The following is a 20,013-nucleotide window of genomic DNA, read 5'->3' on the forward strand; positions in this document are numbered from 1 at the left end:
CGCCCCCGCGATCGCGTCGACAGGGCGCTCCCTACAGGTACACGTACTCGTAGTCGAACGGTTTGCCGTTGATGCCCTGCCGCGGCGGGGCAACCCAGCTCGCGATCTTCCCGCGCTCGTAGACCGGGTGCATGAGGGAACGGACGAACGTCAGATCCTCGCTGGTCGGCAACCAGTTCTTCACACCGGCCCGCCAGGTCGCCGCATCGACGATCGTCCCGTCGGGAGTGATGTGGTGGCCGGAGTTTATGCCGACCTTCCGGTTGAAACCAGGGTGCGGGAGCGCGAAGCGGAAGGAGATCTCGGCTTCCTCCAGAATCCGGTTCCACCGTTTCACGCCCGATTCGCAGTCGGCGATGTACTCGCCCCGCAGATCGAGGTTCAGCAGGAGGATCTTCTGCACCTCGTCGCGGGTCCAGGTGCCGTCGTCGCGGGGCCGTTCGAGCTCACCGCTGTCGTCGGTGAGCCGGTGGTCGTCCTTGCGGCGCGTCTCCGACCACCGGCCCTTGAGCCCGGCGGTGAAGTAGTTGGCGGCGTTGGTGGAAGTTTCACTGCCGAACAGGTCGAGCGAAACGGTGTAGTGGAAGTTGAGATACCGCTGGACGACCTCCAGCGGTATCCCGCCGTACGCGCCGATGTCCATCGTGTCGTGTTCACGGATCAGCTCGGCGGAGCGCAGCACCACGCGGTCGACACCGGTGGTGCCGACGAACATGTGATGGGCCTCTTCCTTGAGCATGAACTCGCAGGTGCGCGACAACGGGTCGAACGCGGACTCCTTGAGCGTGCCCAACTGGTACTTGCCGTCGCGGTCGGTGAAGTAGGTGAACATGAAGAAGGCGAGCCAGTCGGCCGTTTCCTCGTTGAACGCCCCGAGAATGCGCGGCGCGTCGGGGCTGCCCGAGTTCCGGTACAGCAGGGCTTCGGCCTCTTCGCGTCCCTCGCGGCCGAAGTAGGCGTGGAGCAGGTAGACCATCGCCCACAGATGCCGGCCCTCTTCGACGTTGACCTGGAACAGGTTCCGCAGGTCGTACAGGCTCGGCGCGGTCAGGCCGAGCAGTCTCTGCTGTTCCACCGACGCGGGCTCGGTGTCACCCTGGATCACGATCAGCCGTTGCAGATCGGCCCGGTACTCGCCGGGCACCTGCTGCCAAACCGGTTCTCCCCGGTGCTCCCCGAAGGCGATCACGCGGTCGGGGTCCCGTTCGGCGAGGAACACGCCCCAGCGGTAGTCGGGCACCTCGACATGGTCGAAATGTGCCCAGCCCTCACGCCCGACGCTCACCGCGGTGCGCAGGTACACGCCGTGCGTCGCCAGGGTGGGGCCCATCTCGCCCCACCAGTTCAGGAATTTCGGCTGCCAGCCCTCCAGCGCGCGTTGCAGCCGGCGATCTTCGGACAGGTTGACGTTGTTGGGGATCTTGGCGTCGTAGTCGATCTGGTCCGGCATCGCGTCACCCTCGTTCGCGGTCGAAGGTCGCCTTCTGCCCGGTGCCGTACCGGCGCAGCGCGCCCTGTGGCCCCGAGGCGTTCGGCCTGCTGAAGATCCAGTTCTGCCAGGCGGACAGGCGCCCGAAGATCTTGGTTTCCATCGTCTCCGGCCCGGCGAAGCGGTGGTTGGCCTCCATCCCGGTCAGCGCGTCCGGGGACAGCGCGGCCCGGCCTTCGAGCACGATCCTGATCTCGTCGGCCCAGTCGAGGTCATCCGGCGCGGCGGTGACCAAACCCAGCTTCACCGCGTCGGGCGCCTGGAGCCCGCGGTCACGCTCTCGCTTGAGCGCGTCCAGATGAGCGCGATCGCCGTAAAAGCGGGACTCCAGCCGGGACAGCCCGTTGCCCATCGGAAAAGCGCCGAAGTTGGCGTCGGTCAGGATGATCGTGGCCCGTTCTTCACTGTCCTCGTCGTCGATCGGAGGACCGTCGAGCAGGTACTGCCGGTCGCAGGCCAGCGCCAGTTCCAGCAGCACGCCGGCGAAACAGCTGCCGGGCTCGATCAGGGCGATCAAACTCCGGCTGGTGACGTCGAGCCGTTTCAGCGTGCGCTTGTAGTAGTGCCGGATTTCGGTGGACAACCAGTCGTTCGCGCCGAGGACACCGCGCTCGTTGGCCAGTACCGCTTCGAGATCGCCTTCGGTCCGCAGGACCCACGTTCCGAGCTCCGGTTCGTTGGTGCGCAGGCGAAGGATGACGTCGTCGAGTTCGCGCGTCATGGCAAGGAGCCAGTCGGGCTCGTCCATGCCCCGGACGGTGATGGTGACGGCGCGAAGACCGCGATCGACCTTCGCGGAGACGAAGCGGTACTCGATCGAGTCCGCCGTTTCGACGCGTTCGAGCGGATCCAACTCGATGCCTCGCGCGTCGTCGGGGCGGCCGCCACGCGCCGCGAGTTCACGAGCCCGCTGGGCGACCGCCTCGCGAAAGCCCTGTCGTGGCACGAGTTCGTCGACCAGTCCCCACTCCACCGCGGTACGTCCCTTGACCCCGTCGGGACGCGTGGCGAAGACGTCGGCGCGGTCCTTCCGGACCCGCCGCTTGTCGACCAGACGGGTCAGGCCACCGGTGCCGGGCAGCACGCCCAGCAGCGGCACCTCGGGCAGCGAAACGGTGGACGAACCGTCGTCGACCAGCAGAATCTTCTCGCAGGCCAGGGCGATCTCATAGCCGCCGCCGGCACAACTTCCGTTGACCGCGGCGAGGTAGATCTGACCGGAGTTCTCGGTGGCGTCCTCGATCGCGTTGCGGGTCTCGTTGGTGAACCTGCAGAAGTTGACCTTCCACTCGGGAGTCGAGGCGGCGAGCATCCGGATGTTGGCTCCGGCGCTGAACACGCCCTCCTTGGCGCTGGTGATCACCACCGCGCCCACCTCCGGATGCTCGAACCGCAGGCGCTGCACGGCGTCGTAGAGTTCGATGTCCACGCCGAGGTCATACGAATTGAGCTTAAGCTCGTAACCGGGGACCAGGCCGCCCTGCTCGTCGACGTCGAGCTCCAGCCACGCGATCGGCGGCTGAAGGCCGAGCCGCCAGTGACGGTAGCGGTCGGGCCGGCGATCGAACGAGACCGTACGCATGGGAATAATTCTCTACACAGAATTGGCGAACGTCAATGTTGTGTAGATCTTTTGCCGCAACGCGAACTTGACCGGCTGTTTCCCGGCAAGAACCCGGCATCGGAGTTCCACTGCGCAGCCGCCTACGCGACTAATCTTGTCGCATATCTGCGAACTGGCCCCCACGGCGACGGATCCGCCTTAGCGTTGACGCCATGTTCACCACCATCAGGTCGGATCACGCTCCCGAGGTGACCGCGCCGGACGGTTCCACCGTCCGCCAGTTGTGTGTGCTACCGGGGGTCGCCACCTTCGCCCGGTTCGAACTCGCGCCAAGCCAGGTTTCCCACGCCGTCTCGCACGCCTCGGTCCAAGAGGTCTGGTACGTCATCAGCGGCGGCGGCAGGATGTGGCGGCATCAGGACGGCCACGAGGAGATCACCGAGCTGGAGCCGGGCGTGTGCCTCACCATCCCGCTCGGCACGCGGTTCCAGTTCCGCGGCGGCCCGGACGGCCTTCACGTCATCGCCATCACCGCCCCGCCCTGGCCGGACGGTCCGGACGAAGCCCAGCGCGTCCACGGCCCCTGGTAGCCCCGCACACGGCCACGGCCGCCTCGCCGCCGGTGACCGGCGAGACGGCCGTGGTGCGGGCCTTGATCAGGACTCCGTGGTGTAGGGCATACGTTGGTCGACGGTCGATGTCCGGCGCACCTCTTCCGCACCGGTTATCGGGTCGACCCTCGCCTCGCTGGTGCGCTGGACCGGCGCGTTGATGCGGGCCTTGACGTTCTCCGCCACTTGTTCTTCGCGCATCCGGGTGAGCACCCCGAGCGTGATGGCGTGCGCCAAGGCCAGCACCAGCAGCATGACGCCGACCCGGCCGATGATCCCGGCCATCGAGCTGCCGCCGGGGAAGTCGATGGTCGACATCAGCGCGAGCACGCCCAGTACGACCAGATGGAACAGCACGGTGACCAGATTGGTCATCGAGCTGCCCGCCTGCCGGTCTCCCTTGTCCAGAAAGCGCTTTCCGCTGTGGTAAATGATCTGGCCGTCGATCACGACCAGGATCACCCCGACCACCAGGAAGGTCACATAGGCATTGGTGTCCACGACGGGCTCCTCTCCTACCAGCAGTGGGCTACCCGCCACGCTGAGGCGCGAAACCGCTTTCCCGCCCGTTCGGCCGTGCCTCACACCACCGTGTGACCCGGTGGAAGTCGTCATCCCGCGAGACGGCGGGTGCCATCCTCCTGCCGTGTGGTGACCCGCCGGGCATCGAGCAGTTCCAGGAGCGGCACGGCGACCCTGCGGGTGGTGCCGAGGGCACGCCGGGCCTCGCTCACCGAAAACGGTTGCGGCAGCTCGGCGAGGATCTCCACGGCTCGTTCGAGGGCGTCCGGGCCGAGCACCACGCCGTCGGAGATCCGGGTCAGCCTGCCCGCCCGGACCGCGGCCGCCAGTTCCCGGCCGCCGAGCCCCAGGCGCGCCAGATCGTCGGCTTCCGGCGCCCGGAACGGTTCCGTCGCCAGCCCCCGTTCCACGACCCGGACCGCTCGGTCGACCTCTGGGGGTAGGCCGGCTCCGGGTCGTCGCACCAGGCCTTCGGAGATCACGAGACCGGTCCCGGCGAGCAGTTCCGGCACCAGTTCGGCGCTGGGCAGGGCGGCGGCCTGCCGCAGGACCTCGATGGGCATTCCCGCCGCGACGGGATGTTCGGCGGACCAGCGGCCGAACCGGTCGATCGCCTCCCGCCTTCCGCGCGACCAGCTCTCCTCGTCGACGACCCAGTCACCGACGCGCGTTCCGGACACGGGAAAGCCCATCGCGCGCAGGTCCACGGCCTTGGCGAAGGCCGGTGGCCGTGCCCGTCCCGACGCGAGTTCCTCGGCTCGTGCCCGCGCGGCGCCGCGACGGTCCAGTGCCGGCGGGCGAACGTCCAGGATCTCGATGCCCGCCGCGATGCGATGCTCGCCCGGATCGCGGAGTAGCCCGACGTCCCCTACGCGCAGCGGAAGGCTTCTCGCGAGCCGTAACCGCGCCGCGCTCGCCCCCAGCGGCCTGACCCGCACCGGGACCGAAGCCGACCCGAGATGCAGTACCAGGTTCCGGTGCAACTGCCCCGCCGAACGCAACGCCACGTCCACCTCGTCGGTCGCGCGCCAGGCCCCCGGGGTGAGCAGCACCTCGCCGCGGCCGATGCGGCGCCGGTCGAGCCCGCGCAGGTTGACGGCGACGCGGGCGACCGCGCTCACCTCGTCGTGTGACTCGCCGAGCGATTGCAGGCCCCGCACGCTCACCGGCTCGCCGGCATGCTCCAGGACGTCACCCACACGAATGGTCCCGGCGGCGAGCGTTCCGGTGACCACGGTTCCCGCGCCGCGCACGCTGAACGCGCGATCGACCCACAGGCGAACGTCCGCCTCGCGGTCCGGGGCCGGGAGGCCCTCCGCCAAGGTGACCAGGCCGGAGCGGAGTTCGTCCAAGGACGTCACCACCGGCGAGGCGGCGAGCGAAGTCCCGGCGAGCGCCTCACCGGCCTGCCGGGCGGCGGGCGCGGGATCGGCCAGATCCGTTTTGGTGATCATCACCAGCCCGTGCCGCACCCCGAGCGCGTCCAACGCGGCCAGATGCTCGCCCGACTGCGGCATCCAGCCCTCGTCGGCCGCCACCACGAACAGCACCGCGGGCACCGGCCCGACCCCGGCGAGCATGGTGGCCACGAAGCGTTCGTGACCCGGCACGTCCACGAAAGCGAACTGCCTTCCCTGGATGGTCGTCCAGGCGAAACCCAGGTCGATGGTGAGACCGCGGCGCCGCTCCTCTTCGAGTCGATCGGGCCAGATGCCGGTCAGCTTGTGCACCAACGTCGACTTGCCGTGGTCGACGTGGCCCGCGGTGGCTACGACGAACATCGCCGCATCGCCCTGAGCAGGCTTTCGTCTTCACGGGGGTCGACGGTGCGCAGGTCAAGGAGGCAGCGGCCGCGCTCGACCCGCCCCACCACGGCGGGGTCGCCGGTACGCAGGCGTGCCGCCCACGAGGCGGGCAGGCTGACCGCGACGCTGGGCAGCGTGACGCCGGGCGCTCCGCCTCCGCCGACCTCCGCGACACAGTCGGCCACCGTGGCCTCCGGGATTTCGGCCACGAGCCGTTCCGCCCGGGGGCGCAGGGCTTCCTGGTCGAGTTCGAGCGTCCGCGCGACCGGCGGACGCGGGCCGCGCAAGGTCGCTTCGAGCGCCGCGAGGGTCAGCTTGTCCACGCGGAGCGCGCGGGCGGAAGGATGACGGCGCAGTCGCTCGACCAGTTCCGCCCTACCGAGCAGAAGCCCGGCCTGAGGACCGCCGAGCAGCTTGTCACCGCTGGCCGTGACCAGGTCGGCCCCGGCTTCCAGAACGCTCGTCGCGTCCGGCTCGTCCGGCAGCAGCCGATGCGGCGTGAGCAGGCCCGATCCGATGTCGACGACCAACGGCGCCCCCAGGCCCGCGAGCTCGGTGACCCCGGCCCCGGCGGTGAACCCGGTGACACGGAAGTTGGACGGGTGCACCTTGAGCACGAACGCCGTCTCCGGGCCGATCGCGTCGGCGTAGTCGTTCAGGGTGGTCCGGTTCGTCGTACCGACCTCGCGCAGGCGCGCCCCGGTGGACTCCAGCAGCTCCGGGATCCGGAACCCGTCGCCGATCTCCACCATCTCACCGCGGCTGAGCACGATCTCCCGCCCCGCGGCCAGGGCCAGCGCGACCAGCAGCAACGCAGCGGCGTTGTTGTTCACCACGTGCACTCCGCCCGCCGCGGGAACGGCTTCGGCCAGCGCGGCGAGCGCACCGCGACCCCGGCGGGCACGCCGGCCGGTCTCCAGGTCGAACTCGACATCGGTGGCTCGGCCCGCGGCGGCCACGGCGTCGAGCGCGGCGCCGGAAAGCGGAGCCCGGCCAAGATTGGTATGGACCAGAACGCCGGTGGCGTTGATGACCGGCCGCAGGCCGGACGCGGTGGCCGGCAGCGTGGCGATCACGTACTCGGTCACCGCGCCGGGTTCGATCTCCCCGGCGCGGGCCTTGTCCTGCGCCGCCCCGATGACCGACTTCACCAGCGCACGGCCCAGCGCGCGTTCGGCTTCCGCGATCGCGGGGTGCGCGAGAATCGCGTCGGTCCGCGGCACCAGCCGCCGACGATCGGGACTAGGCATGGCGGAGGCGGACGGGAATCGAACCCGCCAGCGGCGGTGTCCACCGCTCAACGGTTTTGAAGACCGCGCCGGCCACCAGACCGGATACGCCTCCCTGACTCATGCGCACATCCTCGCAACCCGGCGGGGAACGCGCGAACGGAGCACCATGGAGGCATGGCTTACCGGCTCACCCAGTACGCGCACGGTGGTGGTTGCGCCTGCAAGATCCCTCCTGGCGAACTCGAAGACGTCGTACGCGGCCTCACCGGCGCCCGGCCACGGGACCCGCTCGGCGAACTGCTGGTCGGCTTGGACGACGGGGACGACGCGGCGGCCGTGGCCGTCCAGCCGGGACTGGCCCTGATCGCCACCACCGACTTCTTCACCCCGGTGGTCGACGATCCCTACGACTGGGGACGGATCGCGGCGGCGAACGCCCTGTCCGATGTGTACGCGATGGGCGGAAAGCCCGTCGTCGCGGTGAACCTGCTCGGCTGGCCCCGGGAAGTGCTGCCGTTCGAACTCGCCACCGAAACCCTGCGCGGCGGGCTCGACGTGTGCGCCGAGGCGGGTTGCCATCTCGCGGGCGGGCACAGCGTCGACGATCCGGAACCGAAGTACGGTCTCGCGGTCACCGGCATGGCCGACCCCGAACGCTTGCTGCGCAACGATTCCGGTCGCCCAGGGCTTCCCCTTTCCTTGACCAAGCCGCTGGGCATCGGAGTACTCAACGCCCGTCACAAGGCGACCGGGGAAGTGTTCGGTGCGGCCATCGACGTGATGACCACCCTCAACGCCGACGCCGCGCGGGCCGCGCTCGAAGCCGGGATCACCTGCGCCACCGATGTGACCGGGTTCGGCCTCCTCGGTCATCTGCACAAGCTCGCCAGGGCCAGCGGGGTGACGGCCGTTGTCGACGCCACCGCTGTGTCCTATGTGGACGGTGCGAGGGAGGCGCTGGCGGCCGGGTACGTCAGCGGTGGTACCCGGCGCAACCTCGACTGGGTCCGCCCGCACGCCGGCCTCTCCGCGGTCACCGAAGACGAGGCGTTACTGCTCGCCGACGCGCAGACTTCCGGCGGGCTGCTGGTCGCGGGCGAGATCCCGGGCGCGCCGGTGATCGGCGAACTGGTGCCCCGGGGCGAGCACACGATCGTGGTGCGCTAGGCAGTGTTTCATCAAAGGCGCGCTAGGCCGCATTGCGAAGGCACGTCGGCCGGGATTGGAATACCGCCCCGCGCGGCGAGGTTCACCAGGGTGTGGACCTCGCTGAACGCGCCCTCGCCGCCGCCGACACGATCGCGGTCGTGGGCCTGAGCCGCGACCCGCGCAAGGCGGCGCACAGTGTGCCGGCGACGCTGCGGGCCGCGGGATTCCGGATCATCCCGGTGCACCCGTCGGCCGACGAACTGCTCGGCGAGAAGGTGTACCGGTCGCTGGAGGACATTCCCGAACCGGTGGACCTGGTGGACGTGTTCCGCCCCGCCGCCGAGGCCCCGGGGATCGCGCGGCAGGCCGTGGCGATCGGCGCGAAGACGCTGTGGCTCCAGCAGGGCATCGTGTCCAGAGAAGCGCGGCGGATCGCGGAGGACGGCGGCCTCACCTACATCGAGGATCGCTGCATCGCCGTCGTCCGCGCCCTCGCCGGAATCACCAAGGACTGACTCGGTTCAGGCTCCCGGCGGCGGCCCGTAACCGGGAGGCGGCGGCCCATAGCCGGACGACTGGCCATATCCGGGCGGTGGCCCATAGCCGGGCGGGGGCCCATACGCGGACGGTGCGGCGGACTGCTGTTTCGTCCAGGCGAGCCAGCGTCCGGTGGCGGGCAGCACGACCAGGATCACGGTCGCGATCGCCGGAGCCAGCACGACGAGCAGCCCGCCGACACCCGCGCCGGCCACGGTCGCCCGCGACTTGTCCGGAATCAGGTTGTGACTGAGCGAAAGCATCGCGATCACCGCGACGATGCCCTGCACGATCTGCACCAGGCTGCCGGCGAGGACCAGCCACCTCCCGGGAGTCCTGCGCACGAACAGCAGGATCGAGCCCGGACCGAGGGTGACCACCTCGATCGTGTAGGCGATCGCCTGCATCCACACCACCCACGCGACCTTGGCGCCCGCGAGATCCTTGGCGCTGCCGAAGTCGATGAGCGCGAAGACGATCCCGAAGAGCGCACCCAGAACGCCGAGCACCCCGGCGGCGATCGCGGTGCCTCCGCTGGGCTGCTGCCTCAACTCCGGATCGGCGCCCCCGGGGTACTGGGGCATGGGCGGGGGGTACTGCCCGGGTGGCTGCGGAAACCCTCCCGACCCCGGATTTCCGGGCTGGGGCGGATACGTCATGTCGATGTCCCCTCAGTCAAGCGCCGCGGTGACGGGCGGCGACTCGAAGAACAGTACAACGCGGGACAACCAGGGCGGTCAACTTTCCTTTCGCCACCCAAAGGTGCGCACTTCCCGTTCTCGGGCATCTTTCACCGAAATCTCCTTTTGTTCGCGATACGGTGTCCGCCTCGGGGCCCGGCCGGGACCGGGTCACCGCGAGCGGAGAGCGAACTCGTATGTCACAGGGAGGGTTCCGGCTTACGCGCCTGGCCCCGGTCACATCGCTCGTCCTCGCACTCGCCGTCGGCTGCGGCGACGCACCGGAGCCCGGCCCACCCCTTCCGAGCGGGGAAACCCCTGTGACACAACGGGAAATCAGGTTGCCGGCGGTCGATGCCGTCGTCGACTACCAGTTGGGTGGCGCGTACTCGCCCCCGGCGGGGGTCTCCGAAGTGGTCCGGGACAGTACCGCGAGCACCGTTCCCGGGCTCTACAACATCTGCTACGTCAACGGGTACCAGACTCAGCCAGGAGAGCGGGAAACGTGGCTCGCCTCCCGGCGTGACCTGCTCCTCAGCGGCCCGGACGGCCGGCCGCGGACGGACCCCGACTGGCCCGACGAGTTCCTTCTCGACACCTCCGCCGAAACGAAACGCCGACGGCTCACCGATATCGTCGGTCAGACGATCCGTGGTTGCCGCCAGAGCGGATTCGACGCCGTCGAAATCGACAACCTCGACTCGTTCAGCCGGTCAGGCGGCGCGCTCACCGCGGAGGACAACCTCGCCTACGCGGCCGAACTCGCCGGCGTCGCCCATGCCGCGGGCCTCGCGGTCGCCCAGAAGAACGCCGCCGAACTCGGGCCTCGTGCTCGACGGCAGGCCGGATTCGATTTCGCGGTGGCCGAGGAATGCGCCGCTTTCCAGGAATGCGCGGCCTACCGATCGGCCTACGACGACCGCGTGATCGACATCGAATACACCGACAACGCGCCTGCCTCTTTCTCCGAGGTGTGCGCAGATCCGGCGACGCCGAAGTCCACGATTCTCCGCGACCGCCGGCTGGTCCCGGCAGGCGATCCTTCCTACACCTACCGGCATTGCTGACCATGAGTGTCCGATGTAGACGCGACGCGGTGCCGGCCCGGCGTTCCGGATCAGAGTATTCCGGCGCGGGTTCTGCCCTTTCGGACCGGCGTCACCAGACCGGGCTTTCACCCCGCAACCTGTTCGACGACAAGGCGTCCAGAGGCAAGAAGCGACCAAACGAAATGACAGGGGTACACGCAATGACCAAAAGGCTGATCGCAGTCCTCCCGGCCATGGTGGCAGGAGTGGCGCTGCTGGCCGCGTGCGGGTCCGTGAGCGGAAACAACGCGCAGCCGGGCAACGCACCGGCCAGCGCGCCGTCATCACAGAGCGCCGGCAGCAGTTCTCAGGCTCTGGCCGGCGAGCGCACCGGGAGCAGCAGCGACCAGCCCACCACCGGCGGCATCGACTGCGGCGCCGTCACGCTGCCCAACGGCCAGCCGAGTTCCCTCATCGCCGATTCCAGTGACGCGGGCGTCGTCGGCTGCACCGAAGCGTTCAACGTCCTCGACGAATACCTGAAGGCCCCCGGCAACGGCAGCGGAACCCAGCGCAACAAGACCCTCTCGCGGGGATGGTCCTGCGCCGTCGACGCCGGTGCCGGTGCCACGGCCAGGAGCATCATCTGCTCGAACGGGAAGGACGACGGGCAGGGCGGGAAGACGGGCGGCGTCTCCTTCCACACCGAACCGGGCTGAGAGCAGGTGGTCAGGCGCCCGATGACCGGGTGTTCGTCTCGTGCTCGTGGAACCACTCGAGCGCCTGCGGGTTGATCTGTTGTCGCAACCCGGGTTTCTTGGTGTTGAAGTAGGCGGAGTAGGCCTCGGCGAACCACTCTTTGGGCGACGAGTACTGATAGTTCGAGATCTTGTAGGCAGCGCGTTGTGCTCGAAGGTAGCTGACCCACGTGTCGTACTGGTCGATGTGGTAAACGCGGCCGTTGACCTCCAACGCGGTGGCGCCGCCGTCGGGGAAGGTCCACGGCACCGAGATCGCCGTGCGCAGGAACCCGAGCACCCGCTGCCGCTGGGCCGGGGTGGGCGCGGGGTTGAAGCGTCTGAGGAACCGGTCGAAGGTGCCGTCGTCGAGTCGCTGGGCCACTTCCCCCGGTCTGAGGAGCGGGGCCAGGGACTCGGCGGCGGTCTGGTGCCCGGTGAACGTGACGCCGGTCAATCCGGCCTTGGCGAGGATCGCGCCGGCGACCTGGATCTCGGTGGTGAGGCCATAGGATTGCCAGCCGCCGAAGCGTACTTCCGCCGCCAGATTCTCTTCCCAGCCCACTTTCTGGTCGACGGCATGGCCGACCTCGTGCCGGACCGTCCACTTCACGAGGTTGCCCTGCTGCCCGAAGATGGTGCGGTTGCCCGCTTGCTCGACGCCGTATTCGGCGAGCAGCGCCTTGTCCATCTTCCGGCGCTGCCAGTCGATGTCGGTGTTCAGCATCGCGTAGAGGAACTGCGGGGCGCGGACGCCGCCGGCCAGGACAGGCTTGACCACGCCGACGGACTGGGTGGTGCCGTGGTAGAGGGTCGCGCTGCCCTCGGGGTTCGTGTCCAATTCGATGGCCAGCAGCTCATCGTTCGTGCGCACGTCGATCGTCGGTAGCTGGGCAAGCGCCGCATCGATGCGGTCGAGGAGCTTGTCGGAGAAGTGGCGGACGTCCGGTCCCGGCGCGGGGCCGATGCGGATGCCGTACTTGGTGCTCAGCCCGCGTTCGCGGGGGTTGAGCGCGCTGAGGTCCGTGCTCGTCGCGGACGGGCCGTTCTCTTCGCCGATTTCGGGGACCACCGGGTCGCCGTCGCTGCGTTGCACGGCGAGCGCGGCGCTCACCGCGGCGTTGCCCACAGTGCGCTGCAGCATGGCGACGCGATCGGCGGCGGTGCCGCCCATCGCCGGCGAGGGAGTCGGCCGCGGAGCCGACCGTTCTTCGTACCGGTCTTGGTGTTTTCGCACCCGCATTGTGCCCACTCTGCCGGGCGAGAGCGAAAAGGTGACCGGTCGCGAGGGCAAAGCGAAGGGCAGACGTCCGGGGTGTTACCAGCCTCCGCAGGGTAGCTCGGTGATCCTGCGCCCCACGGCCGACGCGACATGCCCGGTTAGCCGTGTGGTCGGAACGGAGCCGACTAGGGGACTCGAACCCCTGACCTGCTGTTTACAAGACAGCTGCTCTACCAGCTGAGCTAAGTCGGCAAGACCTGCCCATCGTAGCAACCGCTGCGGGCGCGCCGAGACCGACGGACCATGGGTGAAGTGGCGTAAACCACCGGATCGAGGCCGTTACGGTCGCGCCCCTGCGGCGATGTCCAAGGTGGGAAAGGGAGGTCGATGCCGTATGACGAGCACCCAGCGCGTGCGCGGTCCGGTGAACCGCAGACGCGGCTGGCACATTCTGGAGGCGCCCCGGGATCCGGCGGTCAGCCGGTCGAACAGGCGCAAACGTCCGACCGAGCCGCGGCAGCGGGCTTGGCACATCCTCGAAGCGCCGACCGGCGAGCAGCCCGCCCCGGACGCCGGCGCCGAGCACGGTCCGGCACTGCCCGACGACGCTACGGTCAACTTCGTTCTCGATCTGGTGCTGCGCATCGGTGAAGTGCAGATGGCCAGTGGTGCGGGCGCCTCGGACGTGACCGCCACGATCCTGGCCCTGACTTCCGCGTTCGGTTTGCCGCACTGCGAAGTCGACGTCATTTTCACGTCCATCACGGTCACTTGTCACCGAGGCACCGAGCTGGCGCCGGTGAGCGCGCTGCGCGTGGTCCGCTCGCGCGGCCTCGACTACACCCGGCTGTCCGCGGCGGAAATGCTGGTGCGGCAGATCATTCGCGGCAATGTCAGTGCCGAGGAAGCCCACGCGGAACTCCAGCGGATCACCTCCGCGCCGCATCCGTACCCGCGCTGGGTGGCGACGCTGGCCTGGGGCGGCATGGCCCTGTTCGTCACCCTCATCCTCGGCGGCGGCCCCGACGTGGCCGCGGGGGCGTTCGTCATCTCGGCGCTGGTGGACCGGCTCGGCCGCCTGCTCAACCGGTACTCCCTGCCGTTCTTCTTCCAGCAGGTCGTCGGCGGGACCGTGGCCACCGGGCTGGCCACGATCGCCGTGGGCACCGGGCTGGTGCCGATGCGCTTTTCGACCCTGGTCGCCGCGGCGGCGATCACGGTGCTGTTGTCCGGCCTTTCCACGGTCTCGGCCGTGCAGGACGCGATCACCGGCTACAACGTGACCGCGGCCGGACGCACCATGGAAACCGTCCTGATGAGTGCCGGGCTGATCGCCGGAGTGGCGCTCTCGCTGAACCTGGCGAACGTCTTCGGCCTTCCCCGGGTGGTGCCCGACCTTCCGGCGCAGACCGCGCTCGGCCTGCCGGTGGTCACCATCTCCGGCGCGGGCGCCGCGGCGTGCTTCGCGCTGGCGAGTTATTCCACCCTGCAGTCGATGCTGGTCGCCGCGGCGGCCGGGGCCATCGGAGCGGGAGCGTGGGGCGGCCTGATGGTGCTTTCACTGGATTCGATCAGCGCCTCCGCGCTGGCCGCGACCCTGGTCGGGTTCGGCGGAGGCGTCCTGGCACGGCGGCTCAAGGTCACCCCGCTGGTCGTCGCGGTGTCGGGCATCACACCGCTGCTGCCCGGATTGTCCACCTATCTCGGCCTCTACGAGCTCGCTACCAGGGCAAGCGGGGTCCCGACCCTCATGCGAGCCGTCGCCAGCGGGCTCGCGCTGGCCGCCGGAGTGGTGCTCGGCGAATATCTTGCCCAGCCGGTGCGCACGGGATTGGGCAGACTGGAACGCAAGCTGGCCGGTCCTCGGATGGCCGGGCCGCTGCGTCCCGCGAAGCGGCGACTGGAGTAGGCGGCGTTGCCCCAGCGTGCGGTATCGATCTTGTTTCCGGCCACGGGATAGTGTGGTCGGCGACGAAGCGCACAGGGAGCGGGTGACGTGAGCGAATCAGCGATCGGCCAGGGCTCGGCGGACTTCGTCGTGGTCGCCAACCGGCTGCCCGTCGACCTCGACCGGGGAGCCGACGGTACTCAGCGGTGGACGGCGAGCCCCGGCGGGCTGGTCTCCGCGCTGGAACCCTTCCTCCGCTCCCGCAAGGGCGCCTGGGTGGGCTGGCCGGGCGTGCCGGGCGTCGAAGTGGACCCGTTCGCCGACGAGGGCATGGTGCTCTATCCGGTCACGCTCACCAGCGAGGACGTACGTGACTACTACGAAGGCTTCTCCAACGCGACGCTTTGGCCGCTCTATCACGACGTGGTCGAGCGGCCGGTGTTCGACCGGCAGTGGTGGGAGGCCTACGTCAAGGTCAATCGCCGGTTCGCCGAGGCCAGCGCGGAGGTCGCGGCGGGCGGCGCGACCGTGTGGGTGCAGGACTATCAGCTCCAGCTCGTCCCGAGCATGCTCCGTGAACTGCGCCCGGATCTCCGGATCGGCTTCTTCCTGCACATCCCGTTCCCGCCGGTGGAGCTGTTCATGCAGCTGCCGTGGCGGGCCGAGATCGTCCGCGGGCTGATCGGCGCCGACCTGGTCGGCTTCCACCGCCCGGGCGGCGCGCAGAACTTCCTGTGGCTGGCCCGGACCCTGGTGGGCCTGGAACCCAGCCGTGGCGCGGTCGGTGTGCGGTCGCGGCCGGGCATGATGCAGGTGGGCAACCGGACCGTGCGCGTCGGCGCGTTCCCGATCTCCATCGACGCGACCGGCCTCGACGCGCTGGCCCGTACGAAGGAGGTCGCCGAGCGCGCCGCGCAGGTCCGCCGCGACCTCGGCAACCCGAGAACGCTGCTGCTCGGCGTCGACCGGCTCGACTACACCAAGGGCATCGACCTGCGCTTGCAGGCCTTGCACGAGTTGTTGCACGAGGGCCGGGTCCGTCCGGAGGATGTCACCTTCGTCCAGCTCGCCACCCCCAGCCGGGAACGGGTCGAGCACTACCAGCGGATGCGTGGCGAGATCGAGCAGATGGTCGGCCGGATCAACGGCGAATTCGCCCGCGTGGGCCACCCTGTCGTGCACTATTTGCACCAGTCGGTGAACCGTACCGAGCTGGCCGCGTTCTTCTCCGCGGCGGACGTCATGGTCGTGACGCCCCTGCGCGATGGGATGAATCTGGTGTGCAAGGAGTACGTCGCCTGCCGGCACGATCTCGGCGGCGCGCTCGTGCTTTCCGAGTTCGCCGGCGCGGCCGCCGAGCTGACCAGCGCCTTTCTGGTGAATCCTCATGATCTCGATGGGGTGAAAAACGCCTTGGAGGCGGCTATTACCCTCGACCCAGCCGAGGGCAGGCGTCGCATGCGCGCGTTGCGGCGTCAGGTCCTCACCCATGACGTCGACCGATGGGCGAGATCGTTCCTCGAAGCACTGGGGTCGGAACCTGTCTCGTAAGCTTCGCCCACCTGTCACACTGACACTTTGATGCTTAGAGCTCCTGAGGAGGAGTGTTGACCGCCGAGTCCTTGCCCGCCGAATTGCGTCGCGCGATCGTGCAGATCGCCCGCACGCCGCGACTTCTGGTCGCGTGCGACTACGACGGGACACTGGCTCCGATCGTGAGCAACCCGGACGAGGCACGACCGCTGCCCGAATCCGTGGGCGCGCTCCGCTCGCTTGCCGGGTTACACGAGACGACCACCGCGGTGATTTCCGGCCGCGCCCTGCGTGACCTGGCGATTCTCTCCCGCCTGCCGGGCGAGGTGCACCTGGTCGGCAGCCACGGTTCGGAATTCGACATCGGCTTCGTGCACGCGCTCGACGCCAAGGCCCGCGACCTGCACCGCAGACTGGAAAGCGAGCTGAACCGGCTGGCCGAAGGCGTGCCCGGGGTGCAGATGGAGGTCAAGCCGGCCAGTATCGCCGTGCACGTCCGCCGCGCCGAAGAAGAAGCGGCGAAGGAGGTGCTCGCCTCGATCCACAGTGGACCTTGCACCTGGCCCGGGGTCACCACCACGGACGGGAAGCAGGTCGTCGAGCTGGCGGTGGTCCAGACCGACAAGGGCCGTGCGCTGGACACGCTGCGCCACCAGGTCGGCGCCACCGCGGCGATCTTCCTCGGCGACGACGTGACCGACGAGAAGGCGTTCGCCCGGTTGTCCGGGCCGGACATCGGCGTGAAGGTCGGCAACGGGGAAACCCTTGCCGGATACCGGATCAGCGGCCCCGAAGACGTCGCGACCGTGCTCGCGTTCATCCTCGAAGAGCGCCGGAACTGGCTCTACGGCGAGCAGGCGCCCCCGATCGAGCGGTTGTCGATGCTGGCCAACGAGCGCTCGGTGGCGCTGGTCACCCCGGACGCCCGGTTGACCTGGCTGTGCCACCCCGGCCCCGACGCGCCCGCCCTCTTCGCCGACCTGCTCGGCGGCAGCGGCGCCGGCCATTTCTCGATCAAACCGCATCGCAACGGGCTGCCACTGGGGCAGCGGTACCTGCCGAACACGATGACCGTGGAAACCCGCTGGTCGCGGCTGCTGGTCACGGACTACCTCGAACCGGGCGGCCCGGCACACCGCACCGATCTGGTGCGGGTGATCTCCGGTTCGGCCGAAGCGTCGGTCGTCTTCGCACCACGTCCCGAATTCGGTGGTGTGCCGGTGCGGCTGGTGGCCGAAGAGGACGGCCTGCGCGTGCTCGGTACCTCCGAGCCGATCGTGCTTCGCGCCCCGGGGCTGTCCTGGGAGATCACCTCCGACGGCCTGCACGACACCGCCTCCGCCGTCGTCCAGCCGACCGCGCAGGACCCGGTCGTGCTCGAACTGCGGTGTGGCACCACCAGCCTCGGACCGCACGAGCTGTCCGAAGTGGATCGGCGTGCTCGCGCGGGCGCGTTCTGGAGCGACTGGGCGTCCGGGCTCAAGTTGCCTCACGTGGAGACCGAACTGGTCGCACGGTCGGCGCTGACCCTGCGCGGGTTGTGCAACAGCGACACCGGTGGCGTGCTCGCCGCGGCGACGTCGTCGCTGCCGGAGGAGATCGGCGGCGTGCGGAACTGGGACTACCGGTACTGCTGGATCCGCGACGCCGCGATGACCGTGCGGGAGCTGGTCGGCCTCGGTTCGGTGCAGGAGGCCGAGGGGTATCTGCGCTGGCTGCACGACGTGCTCGGCACGCTGGCGGGACCCGAGCGACTGCATCCGCTCTACACGATCTCGGGCACGCAGCTGGGTGCCGAAGCGGTGATCGAATCCCTGCCGGGGTACGCGGGTTCGCGCCCGGTGCGGGTCGGGAACCTGGCCAACCACCAGGTGCAGCTGGACGTGTTCGGCCCGGTCGTCGAGCTGGTGTGCTCGCTGGCCGAGGTCCGCGGCGAGCTGCGCGACGAGGACTGGCAGCTGGTGCGGGCGATGGCCGAGGCGGTCAGCAGGCGCTGGTCGGAGCCCGACCACGGCATCTGGGAGGAACGGCACGTGCCGCGCCACCGGGTGTATTCGCGCGTGATGTGCTGGGTGACCATCGACCGGGCCATCAAACTCGCCGATATCTACGAACGGCCGATCACCGAGGGCTGGCCGGAACTGCGCGACGCGATCGCCACGGACGTGCTGACCAACGGCTGGAACGGCGAGGTGCAGGCGTTCACCACCGCCTACGACGGCACGGACCTGGACGCGGCGTCGTTGTTCGTCGGGCTTTCCGGGCTGCTGGATCCCTCGGACGAGCGATTCCAGCACACGGTCACCGCGATCGAGGCGGAGTTGCGCAGCGGGTCGACGGTGTACCGGTACCGGCGCGACGACGGCCTGCCCGGTGGTGAAGGCGGCTTCCACCTGTGCGCGGCCTGGCTGATCGAGGCCTATCTGCTGTCCGGGCGCCGGACCGAGGCGGAGGAGCTGTTCGAGCAGCTCATCGACGCCGCGGGGCCGACCGGTCTGCTGCCCGAGCAGTACGACCCGATCGCCGAACGCTCCCTGGGTAACCACCCTCAGGCCTACTCGCACCTCGGCCTCATCCGCTGCGCCAAGCTTCTGGCCCAGTAGGGGGTTTTTGGAGGAGGCTCAGGCGTGGTGGGCGGCGTTGAGGGCTTCGGCGACGTTGGCCACCTCGAGGACGCGGATACCGTCGGGAAGTTTGCCGGGATCCGGCGGCACGATCGCGTGGGTGAAGCCGAGGCGCACGGCCTCGGCGAGCCGGCGCCCGACGCCGGTCACGCGCCGGATCTCCCCCGCCAGCCCGACCTCGCCGAGCGCGACCAAGCGGGGCGAGAGCGCCACGTCGTCCGAGGAGGACGCGATCGCCAGCACGACCGCGAGGTCGATCGCGGGCTCGGTCACCTTCATGCCGCCGACGGTGGCCGTGAACACGTCCTGCTTGCCGAACTTGATTCCGCCGCGTTTCTCCAGCACCGCGAGCACCATCCCGACCCGCGCCGAGTCCAGTCCGCTGACCGCCCGCCGCGGCTGCGGCAGGCTGCTCTCCGCCACGAGCGCCTGCACTTCGCACAGCAGCGGCCGCTTGCCCTCCACGGTTACCGTGATCGCGGTGCCGGGAACGGCCTCGGCATGCCGGTTCAGGAACAGCCCCGACGGATCGGGAACGCCGATGATGCCGTCGTCGCGCAGTTCGAAACAGCCGATCTCGTCGGCGGGGCCGAACCGGTTCTTCACGCCGCGCACCATCCGCAGGGTGGAATGCCGGTCTCCCTCGAACTGCAGCACGACATCGACCAGGTGCTCCAGCACGCGCGGGCCCGCCACCGAACCGTCCTTGGTGACATGCCCCACCAGAACCACCGGCAGCCCACGTTCCTTGGCCAACGCGACCAGTCCGGCGGTGACCGCCCGCACCTGGGTGACCCCGCCAGGTGCCCCTTCGGCCTGGGGCGAGGACATCGTCTGCACCGAGTCCACGATGAGGATGCCCGGTTTGACGGCGTCGACGTGCCCGATCACGGCCGCGAGATCGCTCTCCGCGGCCAGGAACATGCCGTCGTGCAGGTTTCCGGTGCGCTCGGCACGCAACCGGACCTGCCCCGCCGACTCTTCCCCGGTGACATACAAGGACGGGGCCGACACGCCATCACGTGCCGCCCAGCGGTAGGCGACTTCCAGCAGCAGCGTGGACTTGCCCACACCCGGCTCACCCGCGAGCAGCACGACCGCGCCCGGTACGAGCCCGCCCCCGAGCACGCGATCCAGTTCGGGCACGCCGGTGCGCCTTGCCTGCGCCGACTCCAGGTCGACCTGCGCGATCGGCCGGGCCGGCGCACTGGGCGCCCCGGCGGCGACCCTGGCTATCACCGGCCGGGCGTCGCCGCGCTCCTCGAGCGTGCCCCACGCCTGGCATTCGGGACAGCGGCCGACCCATTTGGCCGCCTCGTACCCGCACTCGCCGCAGCGGTAGCTGATCCCCTTCTTGGCCACTACGGCAAGCTAGCGGCACCCACCGACAGT

At 69.4% G+C, this 20,013-nt stretch carries 16 protein-coding genes and 2 tRNA genes; 8 read left to right on the forward strand and 10 right to left on the reverse strand.

Going from position 1 to position 20,013, the window contains the following annotated elements; translation table 11 throughout:
• Positions 1-31: 31 nt before the first annotated feature.
• Both boxB and boxC read right to left on the reverse strand, forming a co-directional pair.
• Entirely contained in the window at positions 32-1,450 is a 1,419-nt protein-coding gene (boxB, locus tag ACFSXZ_RS14275; protein ID WP_378265300.1) for a benzoyl-CoA 2,3-epoxidase subunit BoxB, read from the reverse strand.
• A gap of 4 nt (positions 1,451-1,454) precedes the next feature.
• Positions 1,455-3,071 carry a 2,3-epoxybenzoyl-CoA dihydrolase gene (boxC, locus tag ACFSXZ_RS14280; RefSeq protein ID WP_378265302.1) on the reverse strand — a complete coding sequence of 539 codons (1,617 nt, stop codon included), beginning with the start codon at positions 3,069-3,071 and terminating at the stop codon, positions 1,455-1,457.
• 194 nt (positions 3,072-3,265) lie between these two features.
• Here boxC and ACFSXZ_RS14285 point away from each other — a divergent pair, with 194 nt between their 5' ends.
• Positions 3,266-3,643: a cupin domain-containing protein gene (locus ACFSXZ_RS14285; RefSeq protein WP_378265304.1), complete on the forward strand. Its 378-nt coding sequence runs from the start codon at positions 3,266-3,268 to the stop codon at positions 3,641-3,643.
• Between the two features lie 66 nt (positions 3,644-3,709).
• Here ACFSXZ_RS14285 and ACFSXZ_RS14290 read toward each other — a convergent pair whose 3' ends face one another.
• From ACFSXZ_RS14290 to ACFSXZ_RS14305, 4 genes are all read right to left on the reverse strand, one after another.
• The gene (locus tag ACFSXZ_RS14290; protein WP_378265305.1) at positions 3,710-4,165 is read right to left on the reverse strand and encodes a hypothetical protein; all 456 of its coding nucleotides are present in this window, start codon (positions 4,163-4,165) and stop codon (positions 3,710-3,712) included.
• A 110-nt stretch (positions 4,166-4,275) separates the two neighbouring features.
• The gene (locus ACFSXZ_RS14295) at positions 4,276-5,967 is read right to left on the reverse strand and encodes a SelB domain-containing protein (RefSeq protein ID WP_378265307.1); all 1,692 of its coding nucleotides are present in this window, start codon (positions 5,965-5,967) and stop codon (positions 4,276-4,278) included.
• A complete protein-coding gene (selA, locus tag ACFSXZ_RS14300) occupies positions 5,955-7,241 on the reverse strand; it encodes an L-seryl-tRNA(Sec) selenium transferase (RefSeq protein ID WP_378265309.1) in 1,287 nt (428 codons plus the stop codon). The genes ACFSXZ_RS14295 and selA overlap by 13 nt, the downstream gene beginning before the upstream one ends.
• Positions 7,241-7,335: transfer RNA gene (locus ACFSXZ_RS14305), tRNA-Sec, on the reverse strand. The genes selA and ACFSXZ_RS14305 overlap by 1 nt, the downstream gene beginning before the upstream one ends.
• Before the next feature lie 62 nt (positions 7,336-7,397).
• Between ACFSXZ_RS14305 and selD the strand changes: the two genes are divergently transcribed.
• Entirely contained in the window at positions 7,398-8,390 is a 993-nt protein-coding gene (gene selD / locus ACFSXZ_RS14310; protein ID WP_378265311.1) for a selenide, water dikinase SelD, read from the forward strand.
• 92 nt (positions 8,391-8,482) lie between these two features.
• Complete coding sequence (locus tag ACFSXZ_RS14315; RefSeq protein ID WP_378265313.1) at positions 8,483-8,887, forward strand: CoA-binding protein; 405 nt, start codon at positions 8,483-8,485, stop codon at positions 8,885-8,887.
• Positions 8,888-8,893: 6 nt separating this feature from the next.
• On the opposite strand, the gene ACFSXZ_RS14320 is transcribed toward ACFSXZ_RS14315, so the two are convergent.
• Positions 8,894-9,493 carry a hypothetical protein gene (locus tag ACFSXZ_RS14320; protein ID WP_378265315.1) on the reverse strand — a complete coding sequence of 200 codons (600 nt, stop codon included), beginning with the start codon at positions 9,491-9,493 and terminating at the stop codon, positions 8,894-8,896.
• Between the two features lie 416 nt (positions 9,494-9,909).
• On the opposite strand from ACFSXZ_RS14320, the gene ACFSXZ_RS14325 reads away from it, so the two are divergent.
• Positions 9,910-10,656, forward strand: coding sequence for an endo alpha-1,4 polygalactosaminidase (locus ACFSXZ_RS14325; protein ID WP_378265317.1), 747 nt, complete (start codon positions 9,910-9,912; stop codon positions 10,654-10,656).
• Positions 10,657-10,838: 182 nt separating this feature from the next.
• Positions 10,839-11,336, forward strand: a complete 498-nt coding sequence (locus tag ACFSXZ_RS14330; protein ID WP_378265319.1) for a hypothetical protein — start codon at positions 10,839-10,841, stop codon at positions 11,334-11,336.
• A gap of 10 nt (positions 11,337-11,346) precedes the next feature.
• Here ACFSXZ_RS14330 and ACFSXZ_RS14335 read toward each other — a convergent pair whose 3' ends face one another.
• A complete protein-coding gene (locus tag ACFSXZ_RS14335; RefSeq protein ID WP_378265321.1) occupies positions 11,347-12,597 on the reverse strand; it encodes a hypothetical protein in 1,251 nt (416 codons plus the stop codon).
• A 158-nt stretch (positions 12,598-12,755) separates the two neighbouring features.
• Positions 12,756-12,828: transfer RNA gene (locus ACFSXZ_RS14340), tRNA-Thr, on the reverse strand.
• 142 nt (positions 12,829-12,970) lie between these two features.
• Here ACFSXZ_RS14340 and ACFSXZ_RS14345 point away from each other — a divergent pair.
• The 3 genes from ACFSXZ_RS14345 to otsB all read left to right on the forward strand — a co-directional run bounded on the left by ACFSXZ_RS14345 (position 12,971) and on the right by otsB (position 18,600).
• Entirely contained in the window at positions 12,971-14,485 is a 1,515-nt protein-coding gene (locus tag ACFSXZ_RS14345) for a threonine/serine exporter family protein (RefSeq protein WP_378265323.1), read from the forward strand.
• A gap of 87 nt (positions 14,486-14,572) precedes the next feature.
• Positions 14,573-16,015, forward strand: coding sequence for an alpha,alpha-trehalose-phosphate synthase (UDP-forming) (locus ACFSXZ_RS14350; protein ID WP_378265325.1), 1,443 nt, complete (start codon positions 14,573-14,575; stop codon positions 16,013-16,015).
• Between the two features lie 56 nt (positions 16,016-16,071).
• Complete coding sequence (gene otsB / locus ACFSXZ_RS14355) at positions 16,072-18,600, forward strand: trehalose-phosphatase (protein WP_378265327.1); 2,529 nt, start codon at positions 16,072-16,074, stop codon at positions 18,598-18,600.
• Positions 18,601-18,618: 18 nt separating this feature from the next.
• Here the strand turns inward: otsB and radA are convergent, their stop codons facing one another.
• Positions 18,619-19,983: a DNA repair protein RadA gene (gene radA, locus ACFSXZ_RS14360; RefSeq protein WP_378265329.1), complete on the reverse strand. Its 1,365-nt coding sequence runs from the start codon at positions 19,981-19,983 to the stop codon at positions 18,619-18,621.
• Positions 19,984-20,013: the final 30 nt, after the last annotated feature.

Origin of the sequence: Amycolatopsis pigmentata, assembly GCF_042684065.1 — a bacterium.
Classification (GTDB): domain Bacteria; phylum Actinomycetota; class Actinomycetes; order Mycobacteriales; family Pseudonocardiaceae; genus Amycolatopsis_E; species Amycolatopsis_E pigmentata.